Source organism: Xanthobacter versatilis (genome assembly GCF_043193975.1).
GTDB lineage: Bacteria > Pseudomonadota > Alphaproteobacteria > Rhizobiales > Xanthobacteraceae > Xanthobacter > Xanthobacter autotrophicus_E.
The window spans coordinates 598250-620165 of sequence record NZ_JBAFVB010000001.1 but is presented as its reverse complement, the minus strand read 5'-3'; the positions used below and the strand labels follow the sequence as shown (position 1 = coordinate 620165).

Annotated in this window: 24 protein-coding genes; 14 read left to right on the top strand and 10 right to left on the bottom strand. The window is 68.7% G+C overall.

From position 1 onward, the window contains the following. Positions 1-5: 5 nt before the first annotated feature. Both V5F66_RS02735 and V5F66_RS02730 read right to left on the bottom strand, forming a co-directional pair. Positions 6-275: a DUF6460 domain-containing protein gene (locus tag V5F66_RS02735; protein ID WP_012113487.1), complete on the bottom strand. Its 270-nt coding sequence runs from the start codon at positions 273-275 to the stop codon at positions 6-8. Between the two features lie 94 nt (positions 276-369). Continuing rightward, positions 370-1260 (bottom strand): alpha/beta fold hydrolase, encoded by an 891-nt coding sequence (locus V5F66_RS02730; protein ID WP_394093179.1) that lies wholly within the window; start codon positions 1258-1260, stop codon positions 370-372. A gap of 363 nt (positions 1261-1623) precedes the next feature. Here V5F66_RS02730 and ffh point away from each other — a divergent pair, with 363 nt between their 5' ends. The 3 genes from ffh (at position 1624) to V5F66_RS02715 (ending at position 5411) form a co-directional block, all read left to right on the top strand. Continuing rightward, positions 1624-3165, top strand: coding sequence for a signal recognition particle protein (ffh, locus tag V5F66_RS02725; RefSeq protein WP_394001831.1), 1542 nt, complete (start codon positions 1624-1626; stop codon positions 3163-3165). Between the two features lie 84 nt (positions 3166-3249). Further along, positions 3250-3618, top strand: coding sequence for a 30S ribosomal protein S16 (rpsP, locus tag V5F66_RS02720; RefSeq protein WP_012113484.1), 369 nt, complete (start codon positions 3250-3252; stop codon positions 3616-3618). A 296-nt stretch (positions 3619-3914) separates the two neighbouring features. Then, positions 3915-5411, top strand: a complete 1497-nt coding sequence (locus V5F66_RS02715; protein ID WP_394093178.1) for a leucyl aminopeptidase — start codon at positions 3915-3917, stop codon at positions 5409-5411. A gap of 330 nt (positions 5412-5741) precedes the next feature. Here the strand turns inward: V5F66_RS02715 and V5F66_RS02710 are convergent, their stop codons facing one another. Then, positions 5742-5981 (bottom strand): hypothetical protein, encoded by a 240-nt coding sequence (locus tag V5F66_RS02710; protein ID WP_394093177.1) that lies wholly within the window; start codon positions 5979-5981, stop codon positions 5742-5744. Positions 5982-6119: 138 nt separating this feature from the next. Between V5F66_RS02710 and V5F66_RS02705 the strand changes: the two genes are divergently transcribed. Beyond that, positions 6120-6581, top strand: coding sequence for a DNA polymerase III subunit chi (locus tag V5F66_RS02705; RefSeq protein ID WP_012113480.1), 462 nt, complete (start codon positions 6120-6122; stop codon positions 6579-6581). A 73-nt stretch (positions 6582-6654) separates the two neighbouring features. Here the strand turns inward: V5F66_RS02705 and V5F66_RS02700 are convergent, their stop codons facing one another. Both V5F66_RS02700 and V5F66_RS02695 read right to left on the bottom strand, forming a co-directional pair. Next, entirely contained in the window at positions 6655-7101 is a 447-nt protein-coding gene (locus tag V5F66_RS02700; RefSeq protein WP_012113479.1) for a hypothetical protein, read from the bottom strand. After that, complete coding sequence (locus V5F66_RS02695) at positions 7098-7391, bottom strand: hypothetical protein (protein ID WP_012113478.1); 294 nt, start codon at positions 7389-7391, stop codon at positions 7098-7100. Before V5F66_RS02695 ends, V5F66_RS02700 begins: the two co-directional genes overlap by 4 nt. Positions 7392-7496: 105 nt before the next feature. Between V5F66_RS02695 and V5F66_RS02690 the strand changes: the two genes are divergently transcribed. From V5F66_RS02690 to V5F66_RS02675, 4 genes are all read left to right on the top strand, one after another. Next, positions 7497-8141, top strand: a complete 645-nt coding sequence (locus V5F66_RS02690) for a 2-hydroxychromene-2-carboxylate isomerase (protein WP_394093176.1) — start codon at positions 7497-7499, stop codon at positions 8139-8141. A 142-nt stretch (positions 8142-8283) separates the two neighbouring features. Further along, a complete protein-coding gene (gene sorA, locus V5F66_RS02685; protein ID WP_394093175.1) occupies positions 8284-9504 on the top strand; it encodes a SorA family sulfite dehydrogenase catalytic subunit in 1221 nt (406 codons plus the stop codon). An 11-nt stretch (positions 9505-9515) separates the two neighbouring features. Continuing rightward, a complete protein-coding gene (gene sorB, locus V5F66_RS02680) occupies positions 9516-9851 on the top strand; it encodes a SorB family sulfite dehydrogenase c-type cytochrome subunit (RefSeq protein ID WP_394093174.1) in 336 nt (111 codons plus the stop codon). A gap of 247 nt (positions 9852-10098) precedes the next feature. Beyond that, complete coding sequence (locus tag V5F66_RS02675; RefSeq protein WP_394093173.1) at positions 10099-10602, top strand: hypothetical protein; 504 nt, start codon at positions 10099-10101, stop codon at positions 10600-10602. Between the two features lie 7 nt (positions 10603-10609). On the opposite strand, the gene V5F66_RS02670 is transcribed toward V5F66_RS02675, so the two are convergent. Beyond that, complete coding sequence (locus V5F66_RS02670; protein WP_394093172.1) at positions 10610-11566, bottom strand: alpha/beta hydrolase; 957 nt, start codon at positions 11564-11566, stop codon at positions 10610-10612. 160 nt (positions 11567-11726) lie between these two features. Between V5F66_RS02670 and V5F66_RS02665 the strand changes: the two genes are divergently transcribed. The 3 genes from V5F66_RS02665 (at position 11727) to V5F66_RS02655 (ending at position 14475) form a co-directional block, all read left to right on the top strand. Further along, the gene (locus V5F66_RS02665) at positions 11727-12200 is read left to right on the top strand and encodes a secondary thiamine-phosphate synthase enzyme YjbQ (RefSeq protein ID WP_012113472.1); all 474 of its coding nucleotides are present in this window, start codon (positions 11727-11729) and stop codon (positions 12198-12200) included. 106 nt (positions 12201-12306) lie between these two features. After that, on the top strand, positions 12307-12981 hold the full coding sequence (locus V5F66_RS02660; RefSeq protein ID WP_012113471.1) for a response regulator: 675 nt from the start codon (positions 12307-12309) through the stop codon (positions 12979-12981). Between the two features lie 132 nt (positions 12982-13113). Continuing rightward, positions 13114-14475, top strand: a complete 1362-nt coding sequence (locus V5F66_RS02655; RefSeq protein WP_394093171.1) for an AmpG family muropeptide MFS transporter — start codon at positions 13114-13116, stop codon at positions 14473-14475. A 10-nt stretch (positions 14476-14485) separates the two neighbouring features. On the opposite strand, the gene holA is transcribed toward V5F66_RS02655, so the two are convergent. The 3 genes from holA to leuS are packed head-to-tail and all read right to left on the bottom strand — an operon-like array spanning position 14486 to position 18806. Next, on the bottom strand, positions 14486-15514 hold the full coding sequence (gene holA / locus V5F66_RS02650; protein ID WP_012113469.1) for a DNA polymerase III subunit delta: 1029 nt from the start codon (positions 15512-15514) through the stop codon (positions 14486-14488). 3 nt (positions 15515-15517) lie between these two features. Beyond that, entirely contained in the window at positions 15518-16135 is a 618-nt protein-coding gene (lptE, locus tag V5F66_RS02645; RefSeq protein ID WP_012113468.1) for an LPS assembly lipoprotein LptE, read from the bottom strand. Next, on the bottom strand, positions 16122-18806 hold the full coding sequence (gene leuS, locus V5F66_RS02640) for a leucine--tRNA ligase (RefSeq protein WP_394093170.1): 2685 nt from the start codon (positions 18804-18806) through the stop codon (positions 16122-16124). Before leuS ends, lptE begins: the two co-directional genes overlap by 14 nt. A gap of 248 nt (positions 18807-19054) precedes the next feature. Here leuS and V5F66_RS02635 point away from each other — a divergent pair, with 248 nt between their 5' ends. After that, positions 19055-20500, top strand: coding sequence for a sodium:proton antiporter (locus V5F66_RS02635; protein ID WP_157048216.1), 1446 nt, complete (start codon positions 19055-19057; stop codon positions 20498-20500). Positions 20501-20533: 33 nt separating this feature from the next. On the opposite strand, the gene V5F66_RS02630 is transcribed toward V5F66_RS02635, so the two are convergent. Continuing rightward, the gene (locus V5F66_RS02630; protein WP_157048215.1) at positions 20534-20995 is read right to left on the bottom strand and encodes a L,D-transpeptidase; all 462 of its coding nucleotides are present in this window, start codon (positions 20993-20995) and stop codon (positions 20534-20536) included. Here V5F66_RS02630 and V5F66_RS02625 point away from each other — a divergent pair. Both V5F66_RS02625 and V5F66_RS02620 read left to right on the top strand, forming a co-directional pair. Then, the gene (locus tag V5F66_RS02625; protein ID WP_394093169.1) at positions 20994-21260 is read left to right on the top strand and encodes a hypothetical protein; all 267 of its coding nucleotides are present in this window, start codon (positions 20994-20996) and stop codon (positions 21258-21260) included. The two genes, V5F66_RS02630 and V5F66_RS02625, sit on opposite strands and share 2 nt — an antisense overlap. Positions 21261-21345: 85 nt before the next feature. Then, entirely contained in the window at positions 21346-21912 is a 567-nt protein-coding gene (locus V5F66_RS02620) for an NnrU family protein (protein WP_394006667.1), read from the top strand. The last annotated feature ends 4 nt before the right edge of the window (positions 21913-21916 follow it).

Sequence of the window (21916 nt, the reverse complement as noted above, 5' to 3'; positions counted from 1 at the left end):
GGGGATCAGCGCCGGCCGAGGACGCGCAAAATGAGCCAGAGCGGGATGACAACCACGGCGCCGAGCAGGAAATAGCGCCACAGCCGCTCCACCGCCTCGAAGCTGAAGTTGAACAGGCTGCGCACCAGCCGTTCGAGGCTGGTGAGGATGTTCATGGGGTCGATGCCCAGCGCCGCGAGGATGACGCCCACCACCACCGAGAGGATGACGAGCCGCACCAGCACCCAGGCGGGCGACCCGCCGAAGAAACGGGTGATCTCGTTGGTCTCGGGCATGGGGTCCTCCTGTCGGAAGGCAGGTCTAGCACAGCTTCGCGCGCGCCGGGAATGCGGCCGGCGCCGGTCCACCCGCCCGCTTGTGGCCGGCAGATCATCCGGCGGCGAGGAAGGCCTTGACCAGCGCCACGGTCGCGGCCGGGTTCTCCTCCATGATCCAGTGCCCGCTGCCGGGCACGATGGCGCCTTTCACGTCCGTGGCGGCGAATTTCATCACCTCCGCCATGGTCAGGCCGAACGACATTTCGCCGCCCAGCGCCAGCACCGGCACCGTGAGCTTGCCGGCGGCGAGGAAAGCCTTGTTGTCGATGGCATCCTGGTCGAAGGCGGCGAACTGGGCGAAGCCCGCCCGCATGGCGCCCGGCAGGGCATAGAGCGCGGCGTAGTGTGCCCGCGCCGCCTCGCCGAAATGGCTGGGATGGGCGGAGAATTCGTTCCAGAAGCGGTCGAGGTAGATGCGCTCACGCCCCTCCACCAGCCGCTCCATGTCCGGGCCGCCGAAGCGGAAATGCCAGAGCAGCGGATTCTTGAGGATCTCCTCCCACGGCCCCACGCCCGGCAACGGCGCGTCGATGAGGACGAACCGCGTCACCCGCTCGCGATGGAGGGCGGCGAAGGCGAAGCCCACCATGTTGCCGATGTCGTGGGTGACGAGGGCGGCCTTGTCGATGCCCAGCGCGTCCAGCACGCCGGCGACATCGCCGGCCTGGGTCTTCTTGTCGAAGCCGCCATCCGGCTTTGCGGAAAGCCCCATGCCCCTCAGGTCCGGCACCACCACGGTATGGTCCGGCGCCAGCGCGGCCGCCATCGGCCCCCACATGTCGCCGGTTTCGCCATAGCCATGCAGCAGGACGACCACCGGCCCGCTGCCGCCGAAGCGGACATGGATGGTCGTGCCGTTGGTTTCGATCTCCCGGGTGCGGAAATCCGCGGGGAAGGGAACCACCTGCGCGGGCGCGGCGCCGGTCGTTGCGGTGTCAGGCATGGGACGTCCTCCATCGCGGCACCCCCGGTGCGTGCGCGGCCGCAGGAGTATGGCCCCATAAGGCCGAGCGCAGTAGCGTGGCGAGGTCGATTTCTCCGCGCCGCGGACGAAACCCGCGACGGCGGCGCTGATCCGCCATCCGGATCCGGAATTTGCCTCTCCGGCGCAAAGGTGCTAACCACCCGCACTTCACGAGGACGGCCATGCCGATCCCGCCGACCGGACCCTGGGTCCGGAGGTCACCGCCCGACAGCGCGTTGCGCCCTCGGGCGCGATCTGCGTTGTCTTGAGGCGTAGCCGTCTCGACACGGGCGCGGGGCAGGCTTCGGCCCGTCTTATGTGAAACCCAAACCACGGACGGCCATGTTCGATACCCTTTCCGACCGCCTCGGCGGCATACTCGACAAGCTGAAGCGGCGCGGCGCCCTCACCGAGGCCGACGTGGGCGAGGCCATGCGCGAGGTGCGCCGCGCGCTGATCGAGGCGGACGTGGCCCTCGACGTGGTGCGCTCCTTCACCGACCGGGTGAAGAATCGCGCCGTAGGCGTGGAGGTCATCAAGTCGGTGACCCCCGGCCAGATGGTGGTCAAGATCGTCCATGACGAACTGGTCGCCACCCTGGGCTCCGACGCCGATCCCATCGATCTCAACGCCCCCGCCCCCGTCCCCATCCTGATGGTGGGCCTGCAGGGCTCGGGCAAGACCACCTCGACGGCCAAGATCGCCAAGCGCCTCACCGAACGCGGCAAGCGCAAGGTGCTGATGGCGTCCCTCGACACCCGCCGTCCCGCCGCCATGGAGCAGCTGGCCACCCTCGGCAAGCAGGTGGAGGTGGCGACCCTGCCCATCGTCGCCGGCCAGAGCGCGGTGCAGATCGCCAAGCGCGCCATCGAGGCGGCGAAGCTCGGCGGCTACGACGTGGTCATGCTCGACACCGCCGGCCGCGTGACGCTGGACGAGGCCCTCATGGCCGAGGTGGCCGAGGTGAAGGCCGCCACCGGCCCGCACGAAGTGCTGCTGGTGGCTGACAGCCTCACCGGCCAGGACGCGGTGAACACCGCCAAGGCGTTCGACGGCCGGGTCGGCCTCACCGGCATCGTACTCACCCGCGCCGACGGCGATGGCCGCGGCGGCGCGGCGCTGTCCATGCGCGCGGTCACCGGCAAGCCCATCAAGCTGCTCGGCACCGGCGAGAAGATGGACGCGCTGGAGGATTTCGATCCCCATCGCGTGGCCGGCCGCATCCTCGGCATGGGCGACGTGGTGGCGCTGGTGGAGAAGGCCGCCGAGGCCATCGACATCGAGAAGGCCAAGGTCACCGCCGAGCGCATGCGCAAGGGCACCTTCGACCTGGACGACCTGCGCAGCCAGCTGGAGCAGATGGCGAAGATGGGCGGGCTCGGCGGCCTCATGGGCATGCTGCCCGGCGTCGCCAAGATGAAGAACCAGATCGCCTCCGCCAATCTCGACGACAAGGTGTTCAAGCGGCAGGTGGCCATCATCAATTCGATGACGCCGAAGGAGCGCCGCGCCCCCAAGCTGCTCGACGCCTCGCGCAAGCGCCGCATCGCCGCCGGCTCCGGCACCAAGGTGGAGGAGATCAACCGTCTCCTGAAGATGCACCGCCAGATGGCCGACGTGATGAAGTCGCTGGGCGGCGCCGCCGGCAAGCGCGGCCCGCTGGCGGGCCTTGCCGGCATGATGGGCTTCGGCGGCGGCGGACCGTCCCCCGAGATGCTCAAGGACATGGCCGAGAAGATGGGCGCCGGTGGTCCCGGTGGCGCGGGCGGGCTGCCCCCCAACTTCCCCGGCCTGCCGGGTGGCGGACTGCCGCCCAAGTTCCCCGGCGGCCTGCCGGGCCTGCCGAAAGGCCTTCCTGGACTGGGAGGCTCGAAGAAGAAGTAACGCGGATTCCAGCTCTCCGTCATGGCCGGGCAACACGATCCCGGCCAGCACGATCACTCATCGAACGACCAAAGGAAGAAACCCATGTCCCTGAAGATCCGTCTCGCCCGCGGCGGCGCCAAGAAGCGCCCCTATTACCGCATCGTCATCGCCGACGCCCGCTCGCCCCGCGACGGCCGCTTCATCGAGAAGATCGGCACCTTCAACCCGCTGCTGGCCAAGGATGCCGAGAACCGCGTGGTGCTCGACGCCGACAAGGCCAAGGCGTGGCTTGAAAAGGGCGCCCAGCCCACCGACCGCGTCGCCCGCTTCCTGGACGCCGCCGGCCTCATGAAGCGCGATGCCAAGAACAACCCCAAGAAGGGCGAGCCCGGCGAGAAGGCCAAGGAGCGCGCCAAGGAGCGGGCCGAGAAGGCCGCCGCCGGCAGCACCGAGGACGCCGCCGCCGAGTGAGGCCGGAGGCCTCGTCTCTGACGGTTCAAGGGGGGCGCCCGGCGCCCCCCTTTTCTTTTGCGCGGAAGGCTTGTGCGCCAGGGGCTCGCGCCGAATGCCGCCTTCCCTTCGGTCCGCGGCTGAAATCGCGGCGCCGGGCGTCGCTGCGCCCTTTCCATCCTCGGCCGGCATCCCATCTAGACGGGAGCCTCGAAGCTCGGGCGCGGCGGCATGGGCGGTTCCACCCAGGCGCCAGCCGGTCTAGAGAAAGAGGCGACAGACCGATTCCTTGAAGCCTTTCCTGCCCGGAGCGCCGCATGTCCGAACCCGTCACCCTCTCGTTCGCACGGCTCACCGCCGCCCCCAAGGGCGTGCTGATCGTGCTGACCGACGAGACCCTCGCCTTCGGCGCGCAGACGCAGAAGCTGCTGAAGGGCGCCGATGCCGCCATCACCCGCGCCTTCGACGCCGAGCGCTACAAGGGCAAGGCCTGGAGCACCATCGACCTGCTCGCTCCCGCCGGCCTTGATGCGCCGCGCCTGGTGGTGATCTCGGTGGGCAAGGCCGGAGAGCTGAAGCCCTCCGACTTCCTCAAGCTGGGCGGCGTGGCGGCGGGCAAGATCCCCTCCTCCGCCCGCGAGGCGACGATCGTGCTCGACCTGCCGGGCGCCAAGATCGGCCCTGAGTCGGCGGCTGAAGTCGCCCTCGGCATCCGCCTGCGCACCTACAGCTTCGACCGCTACAAGACCAAGAAGAAGGACGACACCGAGCGCGGCGCCCTCGCCGTGACTTTGCTGGTGTCCGACGAGGCCGCCACCAAGCGCGCGGCGACGACGGCCGATGCGGTGGGCGACGGCGTGCTGTTCGCCCGCGACCTGGTGAACGAGCCCGCCAACGTGCTCGACCCGCCCGAGTTCGCTCGCCGCGCCGAGGAGCACCTGTCGTCCGTGGGCGTCGAGATCGAGGTGCTGGACGACGCCGCCCTCGCCCGCGCCGGCATGCACACGCTGCTGGGCGTCGGCCAGGGCTCCATCAAGGAGAGCCGCGTCGTCATCATGCGCTGGAACGGCGGGCCGGCCGGCGAGCCGCCTGTGGCCTTCATCGGCAAGGGCGTGACCTTCGACACCGGCGGCATCTCCATCAAGCCGGCGGCCGGCATGGAGGACATGAAGGGCGACATGGGCGGCGCCGCCTGCGTCACCGGCCTCATGTATGCCCTCGCCGCCCGCAAGGCGAAGGTGAATGCGGTGGGCCTCATCGGCCTGGTGGAAAACATGCCCGATGGCGCCGCCCAGCGCCCCGGCGACATCGTCACCTCCCTGTCGGGCCAGACCATCGAGATCATCAACACCGATGCCGAGGGCCGGCTCGTGCTCTGCGACGTGCTCTGGTACGCCAAGGAGCAGTTCAAGCCCAAGTTCATGATCGACCTTGCCACCCTCACCGGTGCCATCCTGGTGGCGCTGGGGTCAGAATATGCCGGCCTGTTCTCCAACGACGACACCCTGAGCGAGCGCCTGACCAAGACCGGTCAGGAGACCGGCGAGCGGGTGTGGCGCATGCCGCTCGGCCCGGAATACGACAAGCTGGTGGATTCCAAGTTCGCCGACATGAAGAACACCGGCGGCCGCCATGCCGGCTCCATCACCGCCGCCCAGTTCCTCCAGCGCTTCGTGGACAAGACCCCCTGGGCGCATCTGGACATCGCCGGCACCGCCATGTCGTCGCCGGCGAGCGACATCAACAAGAGCTGGGGCTCGGGCTGGGGCGTGCGCCTGCTCAACCAGCTGGTGAAGGATCACTACGAGGGGTGAGGCGCAAGCCTCTCCTGTCCTCAAGCCTCTCCCATCGTCGCCCTCCGGCTTGACCGGAGGGCCCATCTCCCGGCCAGCGCAGACGCCGAAGAGACGGGACAAGCGGCGCCATGGATCCTCCGGTCAAGCCGGAGGATGACGGGGATGTAGAGGCGAAGGGTTGGAAGCGGGCTGGGACGTGAGGGGCGCACCCTGTGCGGGATACCCCGAGAGCCTATTCGGCGGGGCCGGCGTGCGGGGGATGCTTCGGCTCGGTCAGGCGCATGGCGGCGTAGCCCATGGCGATCACCACCACGGGCAGCACCACATATGCATAGAGCCAGAGGCCGATCATATCAGTCGTCCAAGCACGCTTCTCGCCATGAAATGTAGCACACCGGCCGCAGCCAGCCAAAAGACGCTGCCCAGCGCGATGAGCACGCCATGGGAAGGCGCCGCGGCACCGGCAGCGCCCAATCCATAGAGCGAGGCCACCGCCGGCCCCAGCGCCCCGACCGTCAGGCAGGCGGTGGAGGCCCGGTCGAGGGCATTAGCCATCAGCTTGGTGCGCTCGTTGTGGATCAGGCTCATGGAGCGGCATATGGAAGGCCGTGCTGCCCCGGTCAAGCGCCGGTGCCGGCCCGAAGGACGGGAGGGCATGGCCGAATTCCCGGTGCAAACCGGCCGGAACGTGCTCTAACCTTCCCCCGTCCCTGATCCGCCACGGCCATGACCGAAATCCTCTTCTACCACCTCGAACGCCGCCCGCTGGAGCAGGTGCTGCCGACGCTTCTGGAGAAGTCGCTGGAGCGCGGCTGGCGATGCGTGGTGCAGTGCGGGTCGGCGGAGCGGCGCGATGCGCTCGATGCGCATCTGTGGACCTACAACGAGGCCTCCTTCCTGCCCCATGGCACCGAGGCCCAGCCGGTGCCGGAGCGCCAGCCGGTGCTCCTCGCCACCACCGAGGCCAACCCCAACGGCGCGCAGGTCCGCTTTCTGGTGGACGCGGTGCCGCTGGCCGATGCCGCACCCTATGTGCGCGTGGTGCATCTGTTCGACGGGCGGGACGATGAGCAGGTGGCGGCCGCCCGCGAGCGCTGGCGTGAGGCCAAGGCCGCCGCCACCGCGCAGGGCCACGAGCTCACCTATTGGCAGCAGGACGAGAACGGCCGCTGGGTGCGCAAGGCGTGACCCCAAGCCCGCGCTGCGCCTGAGCGAAAGCGGAGTGTAAACTTACCCCACGCGGCGTCTGAGCGAACTCCGCTCACGCCTTCGGACGGCGGAAGGCCCTCAGCAGGAAGGTGAGGACCGGCACCACCAGCCCCGGCACCGCCGCGAAGGAAGCGAACTGCGACAGGCTGGACGAGGTGGCCTTCACCTCCGCCTGCACCGCCTCCATGGCCGCCTGATTCACCTGGTTGGCGAGGGCAAGTTCCCGCGAGGGCTTCAGCGTCGCGCCCACCACCGCCACGATGAGGGCCAACACCAGCCCGCCGCCGCCCACCACCACCGCTGCCCAGATCGCCCCCAGCGAGGCTTCCAGCGCGAGGAACAGCGCCACCCCCAGCATCACCACGCCGAAGCTGGCCACCAGCGCCGCGAAGGCGAACAGGCCCACCCGCGCCGCCACGTGCCGCAGGTGGATCTCGGCGATGATGGTATTGGTGCGCAGCAGGATCTTGAGGTTCCGCGCCAGCTGATCGACATTCATCCCGCATTCCTTCCCGTGCGCACGATGGTCACCGGCCGCAGCAGCGCGCCCACCACCACCCCGGCGAGGAAGGACACCGCCATCCACGCCAGGGGATTGAGCCGCACCGCGCGCCGCGCGCGCCTTGGTCCCGCATCCGTGGCGGGATCGATGCCCGCCGCGTCCGTCTCCATGGCCGCCTTCAGGGCCGCGCCCGAAAGCTCGCTCTGGAGCCCCATCAATTCCGTATGCCGCTCTTCGCCCAATGATGCCTCCCGGATCACCATGAGGGCCGCCTGAGAGGGGACCACCGGCGTTTCCCTGTCAAGCTGACCTGCGTGTACAACTGTGCGCGGCGGCGATTGATCCGTGCCGCCGAATCCCGCATCCAGATCCCCCACCGGACCTGCCCTCCCATGACCGCGCCCGACCAGACGTCCCATCGCCAGATCGACTATTTCTTCTCCTGCGTCAGCCCGTGGAGCTTCCTCGGCCACGCGCCGTTCATGGCGGTCGCGCGGCGCCACCACGCCACCGTGGCCTTCCACCCGGTGGAGCTCGGGCCGGTGTTCGCCCAGACCGGCGGCCTGCCGCTGGCCAAGCGGGCGCCGGAGCGCCAGCGCTACCGGCTGGTGGAACTCCAGCGCTGGCGGGCCAAGCGCGCCGTAGAGCTGCATCTGGCCCCGGCCTTCTGGCCGTTCGACGGCGCGCTGGCGGACCAGACCATCATTGCCGCCCTTCAGGCCGGCCTGCCGGTGGATGACCTCACCGCCCGCATCTGTTCGGGTGTGTGGCAAAGGCAGGAAAACCTCGCCCTGCCGGAGGTCATAGCCACCGTCGCCGACGAGGTCGGTCTGCCCGGTGGCAACCTCGTCGCGGCGGCCCAGGGCGAGGCGGCGAAAGCGGCCTATCTGGGCAATCGGGAGAAGGCCATGGCGGCGGACGTGTTCGGCGCGCCATCCTATGTGCTCGACGGCGAGGTGTTCTGGGGCCAGGACCGCATCGAACTCCTGGACGAAGCCCTCGCCAGCAAGCGCCCGCCGTTCCGGCCCGTGGCGTGAGAGTCCATCCGGCAAATCGGGGGCACCATGAGGCGCGCGAAAAGAGTGCGCTCATTCCGGCCGGGCTTCAGGCGAACTCGGATAGAGTGGAATCGGACAAGGCCCGAAATCAACCGGGCCGCCATTGATGGGAGGCTGTTCGATGGTCACGAGACGGCAGGCATTGAGGTCGGTCGGCGGCATGGTCCTGGGGTATGGCGCCTCCCTCGTGGCGGGCTCCCGGGTCGCGGCCGCCGCGGCGGAGACCATCACCCTTCCCTTCGCCAACGGCGAGCGGCCGCTTGTGACCTATCCCGGCAAGCGGGCGCTGATCGGCCTGACATCGCGTCCGCCGCAGCTCGAAACCCCGTTTTCGGTGTTCAATGAGGGCATCCTGACGCCGAACGATGCGTTTTTCGTGCGCTATCACCTGGCCGACATCCCGCTGGAGATCGACCCGGCCGCCTTCCGGCTGGAGGTGAAGGGCAAGGTCGCGACACCGCTTTCGCTTTCGCTCGACGAGCTGAAGACGAAGTTCGATCCGGTCGAATATGTCGCCGTGCATCAATGCTCCGGCAACAGCCGGGGCTTTTTCGATCCGCGCGTGGGCGGCGGGCAGGCCGGCAACGGCTTGATGGGAAATGCCCGGTGGAAGGGCGTGCCCCTGAAAGCGGTGCTGGAAAAGGCCGGCATCGCCAGCGGAGCGGTGGAAGTCTACTTCACCGGGCTCGACAATCCCGTCATCCCGGAGACGCCGCGCTTCGCCAAGTCGCTGAAGCTGGACCATGCGCTCGATGGCGAGGTCATGCTGGCGTACCAGATGAACGGCGAGGACCTGCCCTGGCTGAACGGCTTCCCGCTGCGCCTCGTGGTCCCCGGCTACTTCGGCACCTACTGGGTCAAGCACCTCAACCAGATCGCCGTTCTCGACAAGCCGCTCGACAATTTCTGGATGAGCACGGCCTATCGCATCCCGGACAACGACTGCGCCTGCGTGCCCGCGGGCGGCAAGCCCGAGAAGACCGTGCCCATCGGCCGCTTCGCCGTCCGCTCGTTCCTCACCAACGTGCTTGACGGCGCGAAGGTGGCGGCGGGCAAGCCTTTGGCGTTGCGCGGGATCGCCTTCGACGGCGGATCCGGGATCGCCCGGGTCGAGGTCTCCGCCGATGGGGGCAAGACCTTCGTGCCCGCCGCGCTCGGCGCGGATCTCGGCAAATACTCGTTCCGCGAATGGACGGCGAACATGACGCTGCCCGCCGGCCCGCACGCGCTCAAGGTGCGAGCCACCAACGCGCTCGGCCAGACCCAGCCCATGGAGGCCCGATGGAACCCATCCGGCTACATGCGCAGCGTCGTCGAGACCACCAACGTCGTGGCCGGGTGAGGGAGAGAACGATGATCAAGCCTCTCAAATCCCTCGCCGCCGCTGTGGCTGTCGCCGGGGCCGTCGCCGGGGCCGTCGCCGGACCTCTCGCCGGCTTGGCTCTGGCCAAGCCCCTGACCTACGCGCTGCCGGAGGAAACCTCGGTGTTCAAGCCGGGACCCGGCATCGAGTCCGCCGAGAACAATTGCGCCGCCTGCCATTCGGCGGACTACATCACCACCCAGCCACCGCACATGGGACGGCCGTTCTGGGAGGCTGAAGTCCACAAGATGATCTCGGCCTACCATGCGCCGATCGACGACACCGACGCCAAGGCAATCGTCGATTACCTGGCAGCGACCTATTAGAGCGGCGTCGAGCACAGGGGAACGCGGCGTTATGGGGGAACGCTTTCCCCTGCCTGCCGTTTAAGGTCGGCCCCCTCCGACCCGTTCGCGATGCACGGGCCGGCGGGACCTTGGCCGGGCAGAGGGATGACACCCGTTTCAGTTGCCGTCCCCCATCCTGCCAAGGTGACGCCGCCCCTTCCGGACCGGATCGGAGCGCCTATGTTTCGCCAAAGGCGGCCGTGCGCCGCCCTCACGGGAGGCGATGATGACCCGTTCCACCGCTGATCTGCGCCTCGTCACCCTGCGCGCCCTTGTTGTCGCCCCGCTGGCGGCCACCCCCGCCATGGCGCAGGCGGCGCCCCAGGGAACAGCCCAGGCAGCGCCGTCGGCCGAGACCTCCGCGCCACGCTTCGCGTTCGCCCCGGTGGAGGGCGGCGCGCTGAAGCTCGACCGGGAAACCGGCAATGTGTCGCTGTGCGCCAAACGGCCCTCGGGGTTCACCTGCGAGGCGGTGCCGGACACCCGTGATGCCTATGAGGCCGAGATCGCCCGGCTCAGGGCCGAGGTGGACACCTTGCGCCGCGCCGCCGCCGTGTCGCCACAGCCTTTGCCGCCCCAACCGGGCACGCCGGCAACGCCAGTGCCGCCGGGTGCCGCGCCGAATGCCACCGACCTCGACCAGGCCTTCGCCTATGCGGAGCGCTTCTACCGGCGCCTCAAGGGCCTGATCGACGAGTTGCGCGCCCCGACCGGCGAGGAGCGCCTCTGACCGGCGTTCAGAACGCGCTCAGATAGGCACACATGCGCTTGAGGCCCTGATCGGCGAGGGTACCGGGAAAGCCGATGAAGACGTGGCAGCCGCCGGGATAGACATCGAGCTCCGCCGCGTTGCCGGCCGCGAGCCAGGCGTTGGCCATGAACAGGGTGTCGTCGAGCAGCGCGTCGCGCGTGCCCACCATGAACAGCGCCTTCGGCAGGCCCTTCAGGTTGCCGAGCAGCGGGGAAACATCCGCCTCCTCGGCCTTGCCCTCCAGCCGAAGATAATTGTCCACGAAGAAGGTGATGTCTCGCGTGTTCAGCACCAGCGGCTCGTCGCCCCAGTTGCGCGCGGAGGGGGTCAGGCGCAGGTCGAAGCAGCCGGCCGTCAGCATCGCCGCCGAGAACGGCGCAAGCTGGTGCTTGTCGCGCAGCCGCACCAGCGTCGTCACCGCGAGCGTCGCCCCGCCCGATTCGCCGCCGATGGCGAAACGCTCGGTGCCGAAGCGGGCCGCGCCCTCCTTCACCAGCCACAGCGCCGCCGCCTCGCAATCATCCGGGCCGGCGGGATAGGGCTCCTCGGGGGCGAGCGCGTAGTCCACCGAGACCACGGCCAACCCGCACTGGCCGGCAATGCGGTCCAGCATCCCCTCGTTCTCCCGCGCCGAGCCCACGGTCCAGCCGCCGCCGTGGATGTGCAGGTAGACGCCGGTGGGGGCGCCGTCCGGCATGTAGATGCGCACCGGAATATCCCCGCGCGGGCCGGGAATGGTCTCCTGCCGCGCCCGCGCGCTTTCCGGCGCGAGCGGGAACACGCCCTTGCCGGACAGCCGCGCGGCGCGGATCTCCGGCAGCGGCACCGCCCAGCGATCAGGAATGGTCTTCATGATCTTGACGATGGCGTCGTTGACCATGCGGGTATCGGGCGCGACGGCCGCCGGCGAAAACACGGCGGCATCAAGAACCAGCTTCGACATCGGCGACAGTCCCTGGCGGCGGCGGCCAGCCGGCCGCAGTCGCGATAAAGACGGGGAGATGGCAAAACTGGTACGAGCCGGAACCGCTCGGCGCAAGACGCCGATACCAGAAACGCCGCCGGCCGGATCATCCCTGCCGGCGCCCCGCAGGAGACCCGCCATGGCCCGCACCACCCGCTCCGCGCCGACCCTGAGCGAAGCCGTGCGCCACGCCGAGGCCCGCCTGCAGCTGACGACGCCCGGCGAGGGCTTCACCGAGATTACCGCCGAGGCGGCAGCCTTCCTCGGCGACATCGCGGCCGGCGCGGGAGTGCTGACGGTGTTCTGCCGCCACACCTCGGCCTCCCTGACCATCCAGGAGAATGCGGACCCTGACGTGCGCACCGACCTCCTCAGCGCTCTCGAAAGCCTCGCGCCCCGGAATTTCGGCTGGGTCCACGACACTGAGGGGCCGGACGACATGCCGGCCCATGTGCGCACCCTTCTGACCGACACCAGCCTGTCCATTCCGGTAAGCCAGGGTCGCATGGCGCTCGGCACATGGCAGGGCCTTTACCTGATCGAGCATCGTGACCGGCCCCAGCGACGTGAGGTGGTGCTGGTATTCACGGGAACAATCGGTCATATGGCGTGATCGGCTTGTCACCGCTTCGCCACGGATTGATGATCGGGCGAGCCGATTCGCGGTGGGCGCCGTCCTCCCGCGAAGACAAGAAGGGCGGAGCCGCCGGGAGGGAGCATTGGGAGAAGCCGCCGGGGGCAGCCTGCGCCTCGTTATCGCCGACGACCACCCCCTGTTCCGCGGCGCCCTGCGCGAGGCGGTGCTTGGACGTCATGCCGACGCCACCATCGAGGAGGTGGGCACCTTCGACGACCTCACCGCGTTGCTGGAACGCGACCGCGATTTCGACCTGATCCTGCTCGACCTCACCATGCCGGGGGCGCGGGGCTTCTCGGGTCTCATCTATCTGCGCGCCCAATACACCAGCCTGCCGGTGGTGGTGGTATCGGGAAACGAAGAGACCGCCGTCATCCGCCGCTGCATCGACCTCGGCGCCTCGGGCTTCATTCCCAAGACCATGAGCGTCGCCGACATGCGCGATGCGGTGGCAAGCGTGCTCGGGGGCGAGGCCTTCGTGCCGTCGGACATCAGCCTCGGTGCCCGGGCCGACGCGGAGACGGACGCCATCATCGCCCGCCTCGCCACCCTGACGCCCCAGCAGGTGCGGGTGCTGATGATGCTGTCCGAAGGCCGGCTCAACAAGCAGATCGCCTATGAGCTGAGCGTCTCCGAGGCGACGGTGAAGGCCCACGTCTCCGCCATCCTGCAGAAGCTCGGCGTGGAAAGCCGCACCCAGGCCGTTATCGCGGTGTCGAAGGTTGAAGCCGGGCTCTGGAGCCAGTCGCAGGCCTGACGGTATTGGCCTGACGGTGTCCGCCGCCCCGGTAGGGACCTTTTCACCGGTCACGGTCTAAAGCTCGTCGGGACAGGTCGGGCGTGTTCCCCGCGACCGCGCCCGCCCACCGGCAACGGCCGAAGGATCCATATGACCGAGCAAACCCTCAGCCCGTCCGGCGGCACCGCGCCGCAGCGCCGCTCCCTGAAGGAGGCGTTCGCGCTCTATACCCAGCGCGACGTGCTGAGCGTCAGCCTGCTCGGCTTCTCCTCCGGCCTGCCGCTGGCGCTCACCGGCGGCACCCTCGCCTTGTGGATGAAGGACGTGGGGGTGACGCTCACCACCATCGGCCTGTTCAGCCTGGTGGGCCTGCCCTACACCCTGAAATTCCTCTGGGCGCCGGTGCTCGATGCGGTCGACGTGCCGCTGCTGTCGCGCCTGCTGGGCCGGCGACGCGGCTGGCTGCTCACCTGCCAGATCGTGCTCATGGCTGCCATCGCCGCGCTGGCGGTGCAGGATCCGGTGGCCTCCCCCTTCGCTGTGGCCGCCTACGCCCTGGCGGTGGCCATCGCCTCCGCCACCCAGGACATCGCCGTGGACGCCTTCCGCGTGGAGCGGCTGGACAGTTCCAGCGAGCAGGCCGCAGGCATGGCCGGCTACGTCACCGGCTACCGCCTGGCCATGCTGGCGACCGGTGCCGGCGTCATCGCATTGGTGGCCTACCTTGAGGAAGCGCACGCACTGCCACGCGCCACCAGCTGGTTCTGGGGCTACGCGCTGGCGGCGGCCTGCGTCGCCGTGGGCGTCGCCGCCACCCTGTTCGCCCGCGAGCCAAAGGCGCCGGAACGCAAGATGGGCGAGGGTACCGGACACCGGCTGCTCGCCACCACGGTGGGGGCGTTCCGCGACTTCCTCACCCGCGACCAGGCGGTGATGATCCTTCTGTTCGTCATGCTGTTCAAATTCTGCGACGCCTTTGCCGGCGTGCTCACCGGGCCGTTCGTGCTGGATATCGGCTTCAGCAAGGCGACCTACGTGGAAATCGTGAAGGTGGTGGGCTTCGGCGGCACCATCGTCGGCGGCTTCGTGGGCGCCTATCTCGCCCGCGCCTATCCGCTCGTCACCTGCCTGTGGATTTCCGGCGTGCTGCAGATGACGTCGAACCTCGGCTTCACCCTGCAGGCCTATGCCGGGCCGAACGCCAGCGTGCTCACGGGCGTGATCCTGGTGGAGAACTTCACCAGCGCCATCGGCACTGTGATCTTCGTCGCCTACCTGTCCGCCCTGTGCGGCGCGCGCGAGCATACCGCCACCCAATATGCGCTGCTCACGGCGCTGACCGCCGTGGGGCGGACCCTGCTCGGCTCCTCCAGCGGCGCCATCGCCGAGGCGTCGGGCTGGCCGCTGTTCTTCGCCCTCACCGCGGTGGCGGGCCTGCCGGGCCTCGCCGCCCTCGGCTGGCTTCAGGCCAAGGGCCACTTCCGCGCCCTGAAGCCCGACGAAGCCGGCTGAGGCTTCCCTTCTACCGCCGTCCCCGCCCCGCCTGCTGGGCCACCTGAAGCACCACCCGCTCGCAGATGGCAGGCGCCAGCGGGGCGTTGCGGCGGGCTGCGAGCACGGCGTCATCCACCGCCAGAAGCGCCTTCAGGCAACGGTCCGGATCCAGCGCCCGCAAGGCTTTCTCCATCTTCGCCTTGCGCGAGAAATGCACCGGCGGGCGGGCCGATCCCACCACCTGGTCGGGGCTGGCCCCGCCGGCGACGGCGAGCGTCATGGGATGCAGGGCGGTGAGCGCGCGCAACAGGCTACCCAGCACCGCATCGGGCCGGGTCGCCGCGCCCATGGCCTTGGCGAGGGCGGCCAGCGCCTCCCGCGTCTCCCCAGCCAGCGCCGAATCCACCACATCATCGAGGGCCAGCGCCGAGGCATCGCCCACGATGGTCCGTACGTCCTCAAGACTCACCCGCTGCTGCCCTTGGGCGTAGAGGATGAGCTTGGCGATCTCCCCGCGCGAAGCCAAGCGATCGCCGCCGATGAGGGAGACCAGAAGGTCCCGCGCATCCCGGTCGATGGTGAGGCCCGCCTCGGCCATCATGGCATCCACGAGGCGGGAAAGATCGCGGTCGCTGTCGGCATAGCAGGCGATGGCGAGGGCGTTAGGGGCGTTCTCGCAAAGGGCGCGCAAGGGGGCACCCTTCTTGAGGTCGCCGGCCTCCACCACCACCAGCGCATCGCAGCGGCCGGCGAGCACGGGCTGAAGCGCCGGGACGATGTTGCGGCTGCCGGCGCGCACCCACACCACCCGCTCGCCGCCGAACAGGCCGATGGTGGAGGTCTCGTCGATCAGCCGGCGGGGGTCGGAAGAGATGTCGTCGCCTTCGAGGCGCACCAGGGCGAACGGATCATGCGCATCGGGCACGGCGCGACGCACGAGGCCCTGAGCCCGCTCATGCACGAGGCCGGTATCGGGGCCGAAGATGAGGACGACACTCTTGCCCGGGTCGCGCCGGGCGAGCGCCGTCTCGGCGTCGCCGGGCCGCACCGCGACCACGGCTCAGCTCGCCGAGCCGGGGACGCTGGGATTGCGGATGAAGAAGGCGCCAAGCTGGGCCTTGATCTGGTCCGCGACGCTACGCGCGGCGCGCTTCTCGGCGTCCATGGTGGCGCTGTAATTGGCGAAGCGCTGGTCGCTGGTGTCGATGGTGGCGGTCCCCGACGCCGCGCCCGTGGTCACGACCACCACCGGCTTCTTCAGGTCGTCGGTCGTCTTCACCAACCGCCAGTTGGCGGTGACGCGGATGACCTGGTTCTCGGGCAGGCCCGAGGACGAGTTCACGATGGCCGTGGACGCGGAGGTATCCACCGCGACGATGAGCTGGAGCGGCGCGCCCTTCGGGTTCCCCGAGCCGCCGGTGAGGGCGAAGATGAGGTCGTTGCGCAGGTCGTTGCCGAGCCGGCCCCGGATCTCGATGACATCCACGTCCCGGAACTTGTCCATGAGGGCGGGGCCGCCCACCGTGGAATTTTCCGCATACAGCGGCTGGAAGCAGCCGGCGAGCGCGCCAGACAGGGCGCACACCAGCGCCAGCCGCGCCGCGAGCGGGGCACGGGCAAGCCGCCCCAGCCGGGAAGCAGGGCGGGACACTTGGGTCGAGGGATCAGGCAACGACATTCACGATCCTCTGCGGCACCACGATGATACGCTTTGGCGCGCGGCCGTCGAGTGCCCGCTGCACGCTTTCCAGCTTTAGCACCAGCGCTTCCACTTCCGCCGCCGTCGCCTCGCGCGGCACGACGATATCATCGCGCTTCTTGCCATTGATCTGGATCGGAAGTGTGACCGTGTCCTGACGCAGCAGGTCGGCCTCCACCTTCGGCCACGGGGCCTGCGCCACCAGCGTCGAGCCGCCGAGGGCAACCCAGCATTCCTCGGCCAGATGCGGCACCATGGGCGCGACCACCGAAGCAAGCATTTCCGCCGCTTCGCGCAGGGCGAAGGCGAGATCCGCCGGCACCGCCTTCTCCGCCCGAGCCACGGCGATGGCACTGCCGAAGGCGTTGGCGAATTCGTGCACGTGGGCCACCGCCACGTTGAAGCGCAGGCGCTCGATGTCCTCGGCTACCGTCGCCACCAGGCCGTGGGCGGCCCGGCGCAGGCCGAGGGCGGTGGGCGAGAAGGCATCCGGGCGCGGGGAACCTGCGGGCGCGCCCAGCTCCACCGCCTCGTTCACCAGCCGCCAGACCCGCTGCACGAAGCGCCAGGCGCCCTCGATGCCACCCTGCGTCCACTCGCTGTCGCGCTCGGGCGGGGTGTCGGAGAGCATGAACCAGCGGGCGCAATCCACGCCGTAGGTATCGGCCACCACCTCGGGGGCCACCACGTTGCGCTTGGACTTGGACATCTTCTCCGGCGGGGAGACGGTGACATCCGAGCCGTCGGCGATCTTCACCGCCTTGCCGTTGCCGAGGAGCTTGACCTCCTCCGGGAACAGCCACTTTCCGGCGGTATCCTTATAAGTCTCGTGGACGATCATGCCCTGGGTGAACAGGCCGGCGAAGGGCTCGTCCAGATCCACCCGGCCGCACTTCTTCAGCGCCCGGGTGAAGAAGCGCGAATAGAGCAGGTGCAGGATCGCGTGCTCGATGCCGCCGATATACTGGTCCACGGGCAGCCAATGGGCGACCGCATCCTTGTCCAGCGGCACCTGCGGATTGTCCGAGGCGTAGCGCAGGAAATACCAGGACGAATCCACGAAGGTGTCCATGGTGTCGGTCTCGCGCCGGGCCGGCTTGCCGCACTTGGGGCACGGCACGTCGCGCCACGCCTTGGCGCGGTCCAGCGGATTGCCGGGGCGATCGAAGGTGACATCGTCGGGCAGCGCCACCGGCAGTTGCTCGCGCGGCACGCCCACGGGGCCGCAGGCGTCGCAATGGATGACCGGGATGGGGCAGCCCCAGTAGCGCTGGCGGGAAATGCCCCAGTCGCGCAGGCGGAAATTCACCCGCCGCGTGCCCTGCGGCTCGTCGCCGACGCGATAGCGCTCCAGCCGGCGGGCTACCGCCTCCTTGGCGTCGGGCACGCTCATGCCGTCGAGGAAGCCCGAATTGAACAGGGTTCCGTCGCCGTCATAGGCCACGTCGTCCACCGCGAAGGCGCCGGGATCGGTCTCCGCGGGCAGCACCACGGGGGTGACGGAAAGGCCGTACTTGCGGGCGAAGTCGAGGTCGCGCTGGTCATGGGCCGGGCAGCCGAAGATGGCGCCGGTGCCGTAATCCATGAGCACGAAATTGGCCACATAGACCGGCACGGTGCGCTTGTCGTCCAACGGGTGGACGACCTCTAGGCCGGTGGCGTAGCCCATCTTCTCCTGGGTCTCGATCTCCTCGGCCGAGGTGCCGCCGCGCTTGCATTCGGCGATGAAGGCGGCGAGCGCCGCATCCTTCAGCGCCAGATGCTGGGCCAGCGGATGGTCGGGGGAGAGCGCCAGGAAGGAGGCGCCGAACAGGGTGTCCGGACGGGTGGTGTAGACCTTCACCGCCTTCGCCGCCGCCGGCAGGGTGCCGGCCGAGACCGAGGCCCTGGTGAACTCGAACAGCACTTCCATGCCTTCCGAGCGGCCGATCCAGTTGCGCTGCATGAGGCGCACCTTCTCGGGCCAGCGGTCCAGCGTATCGAGGGCGTCCAGCAGCTCCTGGGCGAAATCGGTGATGCGCAGGAACCATTGCGACAGCTTGCGCCGCTCCACGATGGCGCCCGAGCGCCAGCCGCGCCCGTCGATGACCTGCTCGTTGGCGAGCACCGTGTTGTCAACCGGGTCCCAATTGACCTCGCTCTCCTTGCGGTAGGCGAGGCCGTTGTCGAGGAAATCGAGGAAGATGCGCTGCTGCTCCGCGTAATAGGACGGGTCGCAGGTGGCGATCTCGCGGTTCCAGTCCAGCGAGAGGCCGAGCAGCTGGAGCTGCTCGCGCATGGAGGCGATGTTCTCGTAGGTCCAGCTCTTGGGGTGGATGCCGCGCTCGATGGCGGCATTCTCCGCCGGCAGGCCGAAGGCGTCCCAGCCCATGGGATGGAGCACGTTGAAGCCCTGCATGCGCTTGTAGCGCGCGAGCACGTCGCCCATCACATAATTGCGGCCGTGGCCGATGTGGATGCGCCCCGACGGATAGGGGAACATCTCCATGACGAAGAATTTCGGGCGCGGGTCGTCGTTGCGCGTGCGGAAGATGCCGCGCTCGGCCCAGGTCTTCTGCCACTTCGGCTCGGCTTCGCGGGCGTTGTAGCGGTCGGGGCTACGCTCCTGCGCACGCTCGGGGGCGCGCTCCGTCGTACGATCTTTGGTCATGGATCCGTCAAGGGTAAAATCGCGCGGGACTAGGACAGAAACAGGCCGCCCGGTCAACCTTTCTCCCGGTCGCGGAGGGGGCGCGCGCGCCCGTCGGCGGGTCGCAATGGTGCGTTGCGGGCCGCAGGCCCGGTTCCACCTCGCCAAGCTCCGCCTTGCCAAGCTCCACCTTGCCACCGGCGCGCGCTTCGTCCATCAAACCCCGGTAGGTAATCTGGAGGGTGACGATGGCAGCGCGGCGTCGCGGAATGAAGTTCGGTCTCAGGTCCGCGGCCGCCTTTGCCCTGCCCTTCCTCGCCCTCCTGCTGACGGCCGCCTCGCCCGCCGCCGCGGCGGAGGGCCTGCCGGTGCTGGACGGGGCGCGGCTGTCCCCGCTGTGGGCCATCCCGTTCGCCGGCATGCTGCTGTCCATCGCGCTGCTGCCGCTGCTGGCAAACCACTTCTGGCATCACCACTACGGCAAGGTGGCCCTGTTCTGGGGCCTCGCCTTCGTGGTGCCGTTCGCCACCGTCTACGGCCCATCGGCCACCGGGCACGAGGTGGTGCACACCGCGCTGCTGGAATACATCCCCTTCATCATCCTGCTGTTCGCCCTGTTCACGGTCTCCGGCGGCGTGCTGGTGACCGGGAACATCAAGGGCTCGCCGGCGGTGAACACCCTCATCCTCGGCATCGGCACCCTGATCGCGAGCCTTATCGGCACCACCGGCGCGTCCATGGTGCTGATCCGCCCGCTGCTGCGCGCCAATGACGAGCGGCGGCACAATGTGCACACGGTGGTGTTCTTCATCTTCCTGGTGTCCAACATCGGCGGCTCGCTGACGCCGCTGGGCGACCCGCCGTTGTTCCTGGGCTTCCTGAAGGGCGTGAACTTCTTCTGGACCACCACCCACCTTTTGCACGACACGGCGGTGATCGCGGCGATCCTGCTCGTCGCCTACTACCTGCTCGACCGCTATTTCTACGCCAAGGAAGACCCCGCGCTGAAGCGGACCGACCCGACCCCGCCGACCGAAAAGATCGGGCTGCGCGGGGCGCAGAACCTGCCCCTGCTGGTGGGCATCATCGGCGCCATCCTGCTTAGCGCCCTGTGGAAGCCCGGCGTCACCTTCGACATCTATGGCACCCATGTGGAACTGCAGTGGATCGTGCGCGACGTGCTGCTGGTGGCCCTCGCCCTGGTCTCCCTCGCCATAACCCCCACCATCGTGCGCGAGCGCAACGGCTTCGACTGGGAGCCCATCATGGAAGTGGCGAAACTGTTCGCCGCCATCTTCCTTACCATCATACCGGTCATCGCCATTTTGAAGGCCGGCTCGCGGGGGGCCTTCTCGCCGCTGGTGGACCTGGTGACCGGAGCGGACGGGCAGCCGGTGAACGTCTGGTACTTCTGGCTCACCGGTTCGCTCTCGGCGTTCCTCGACAATGCGCCCACCTATCTCGTCTTCTTCAATCTCGCCGGCGGCGATCCGCACCAGCTCATGGGGCCGCTGGCGGTGACGCTGGAGGCGATCTCGGCGGGCGCGGTGTTCATGGGCGCCATGACTTATATCGGCAACGCGCCGAACTTCATGGTGCTCTCCATCGCCCGCCACCGCGGCGTGAAGATGCCGAGCTTCTTCGGCTATATTGGCTGGTCCATCGTCTTCCTGGTGCCGTGCTTCGCGCTGCTGACGTGGCTGTACTACATCTGAGGCGCGGGGCCGGCGGCGACCCTGCCGGCCACCTCAGCGCGTGATCACGATCGTGGTGTTGCCCGGTCCGTAGCTCTGCACCAGGGAATAGAGCGTGGCCGCATTGGCGGGATGCAGGCGGATGCAGCCGTGGGAGGCGGGTCCCCCCAGCTGGTTGACCGCATAGCTGCCATGGATGGCGAAGCCCCCGCTGTAGAAGATCGAATAGGGCATTGGCGAGTTGTAGTACTTGCGCGAATAATACTCGCGGTAGAGCCGTTGCGGCCGGTAGACGCCGGTGGGCGTGACGTAGCCCCGTCGCGCTGTGGAGACCAGCCAGGAATAGCGCGGCACGCCGTTCACCGAGACCGTCATGCGCTGGGACGACAGGTCCACCCGCGCCACCACCGCCGCCGCCTCGGCCCGGACGAGGAGGCCCGACAGCAGGAGCAGTGCCAGCGCAACCGGCACCGCCCGCCATCCGCCTGCGGCCGAAGGTTTCGCCAAAGGTTTCATGGCCGATCCTGCCGCCGCACGGAAGCCGGCCCACCACCCAGCCATCGCCGTATCCTTCCTCTCCTACGGGAAAGAATACTGCCACGCCAAGGCTGCAACGCAAGGCTGCACCGCAGGGCACGACCTGCCCATGCGACAGGCGATGGGTGCCACCCCATCGCATATCCCGGCGCCGGTGGCAGCCGCCTTCACGGAATCGCGACACTACTCTAGACCCTTGTTCCGTCGCATTTTCTTCACGCGCATCAAGGCCCACTGCGCGTGAAAATGGTCTATTGTCCGCGCGCCGTTTGAAGCGCCGGCCGACCGTTGGGGGCCGCCCGCCGCGCGTCGGCGAAGGAGATCAATCCATGGTGATGATGCTGTTCGGCCTTCTGGTTTTCCTCGGCATTCATGTGGTGGGGAGCCTCAGGGGTCTTCGGGCCAAGCTCATCGCCCAGGTGGGGGAGGCTGCCTACAAGGGCTTCTTCTCCCTGCTCGCCATCAGCGGCCTTTTGCTCACCGCCTATGGCTTTGCCTTGTGGCGGGCTTCCGGCGCGCCGGACCTGTGGGATCCGCCGCTGGGGATGACGCATCTCACCAAGCTGCTGATGGTGTTCGCCTGCATCGCGCTGGTGGCGTCCAAGGTGCCGAGCCACATCAAGGCCTGGCTGAAGCATCCCATGCTGGTGGCTGTGAAGATCTGGGCCCTCGCGCACCTGCTCGCCAACGGCGATGTCGCCTCCATCGTGCTGTTCGGCTCGGTGCTGGCCTGGGCGGTGTATGATCGCATCGCGGTGAAGCGCCGGGGCGATCCGCTGCCGGTGGCGCCCAACAATTATGCCGGCGACGCGCTCGTGGTGGGCGGGGGGCTGGTGCTCTATGCCGCGCTCGCTTACCTATTCCATCCCTATGTGATCGGCGTGCCCGTGATGTGAGGCC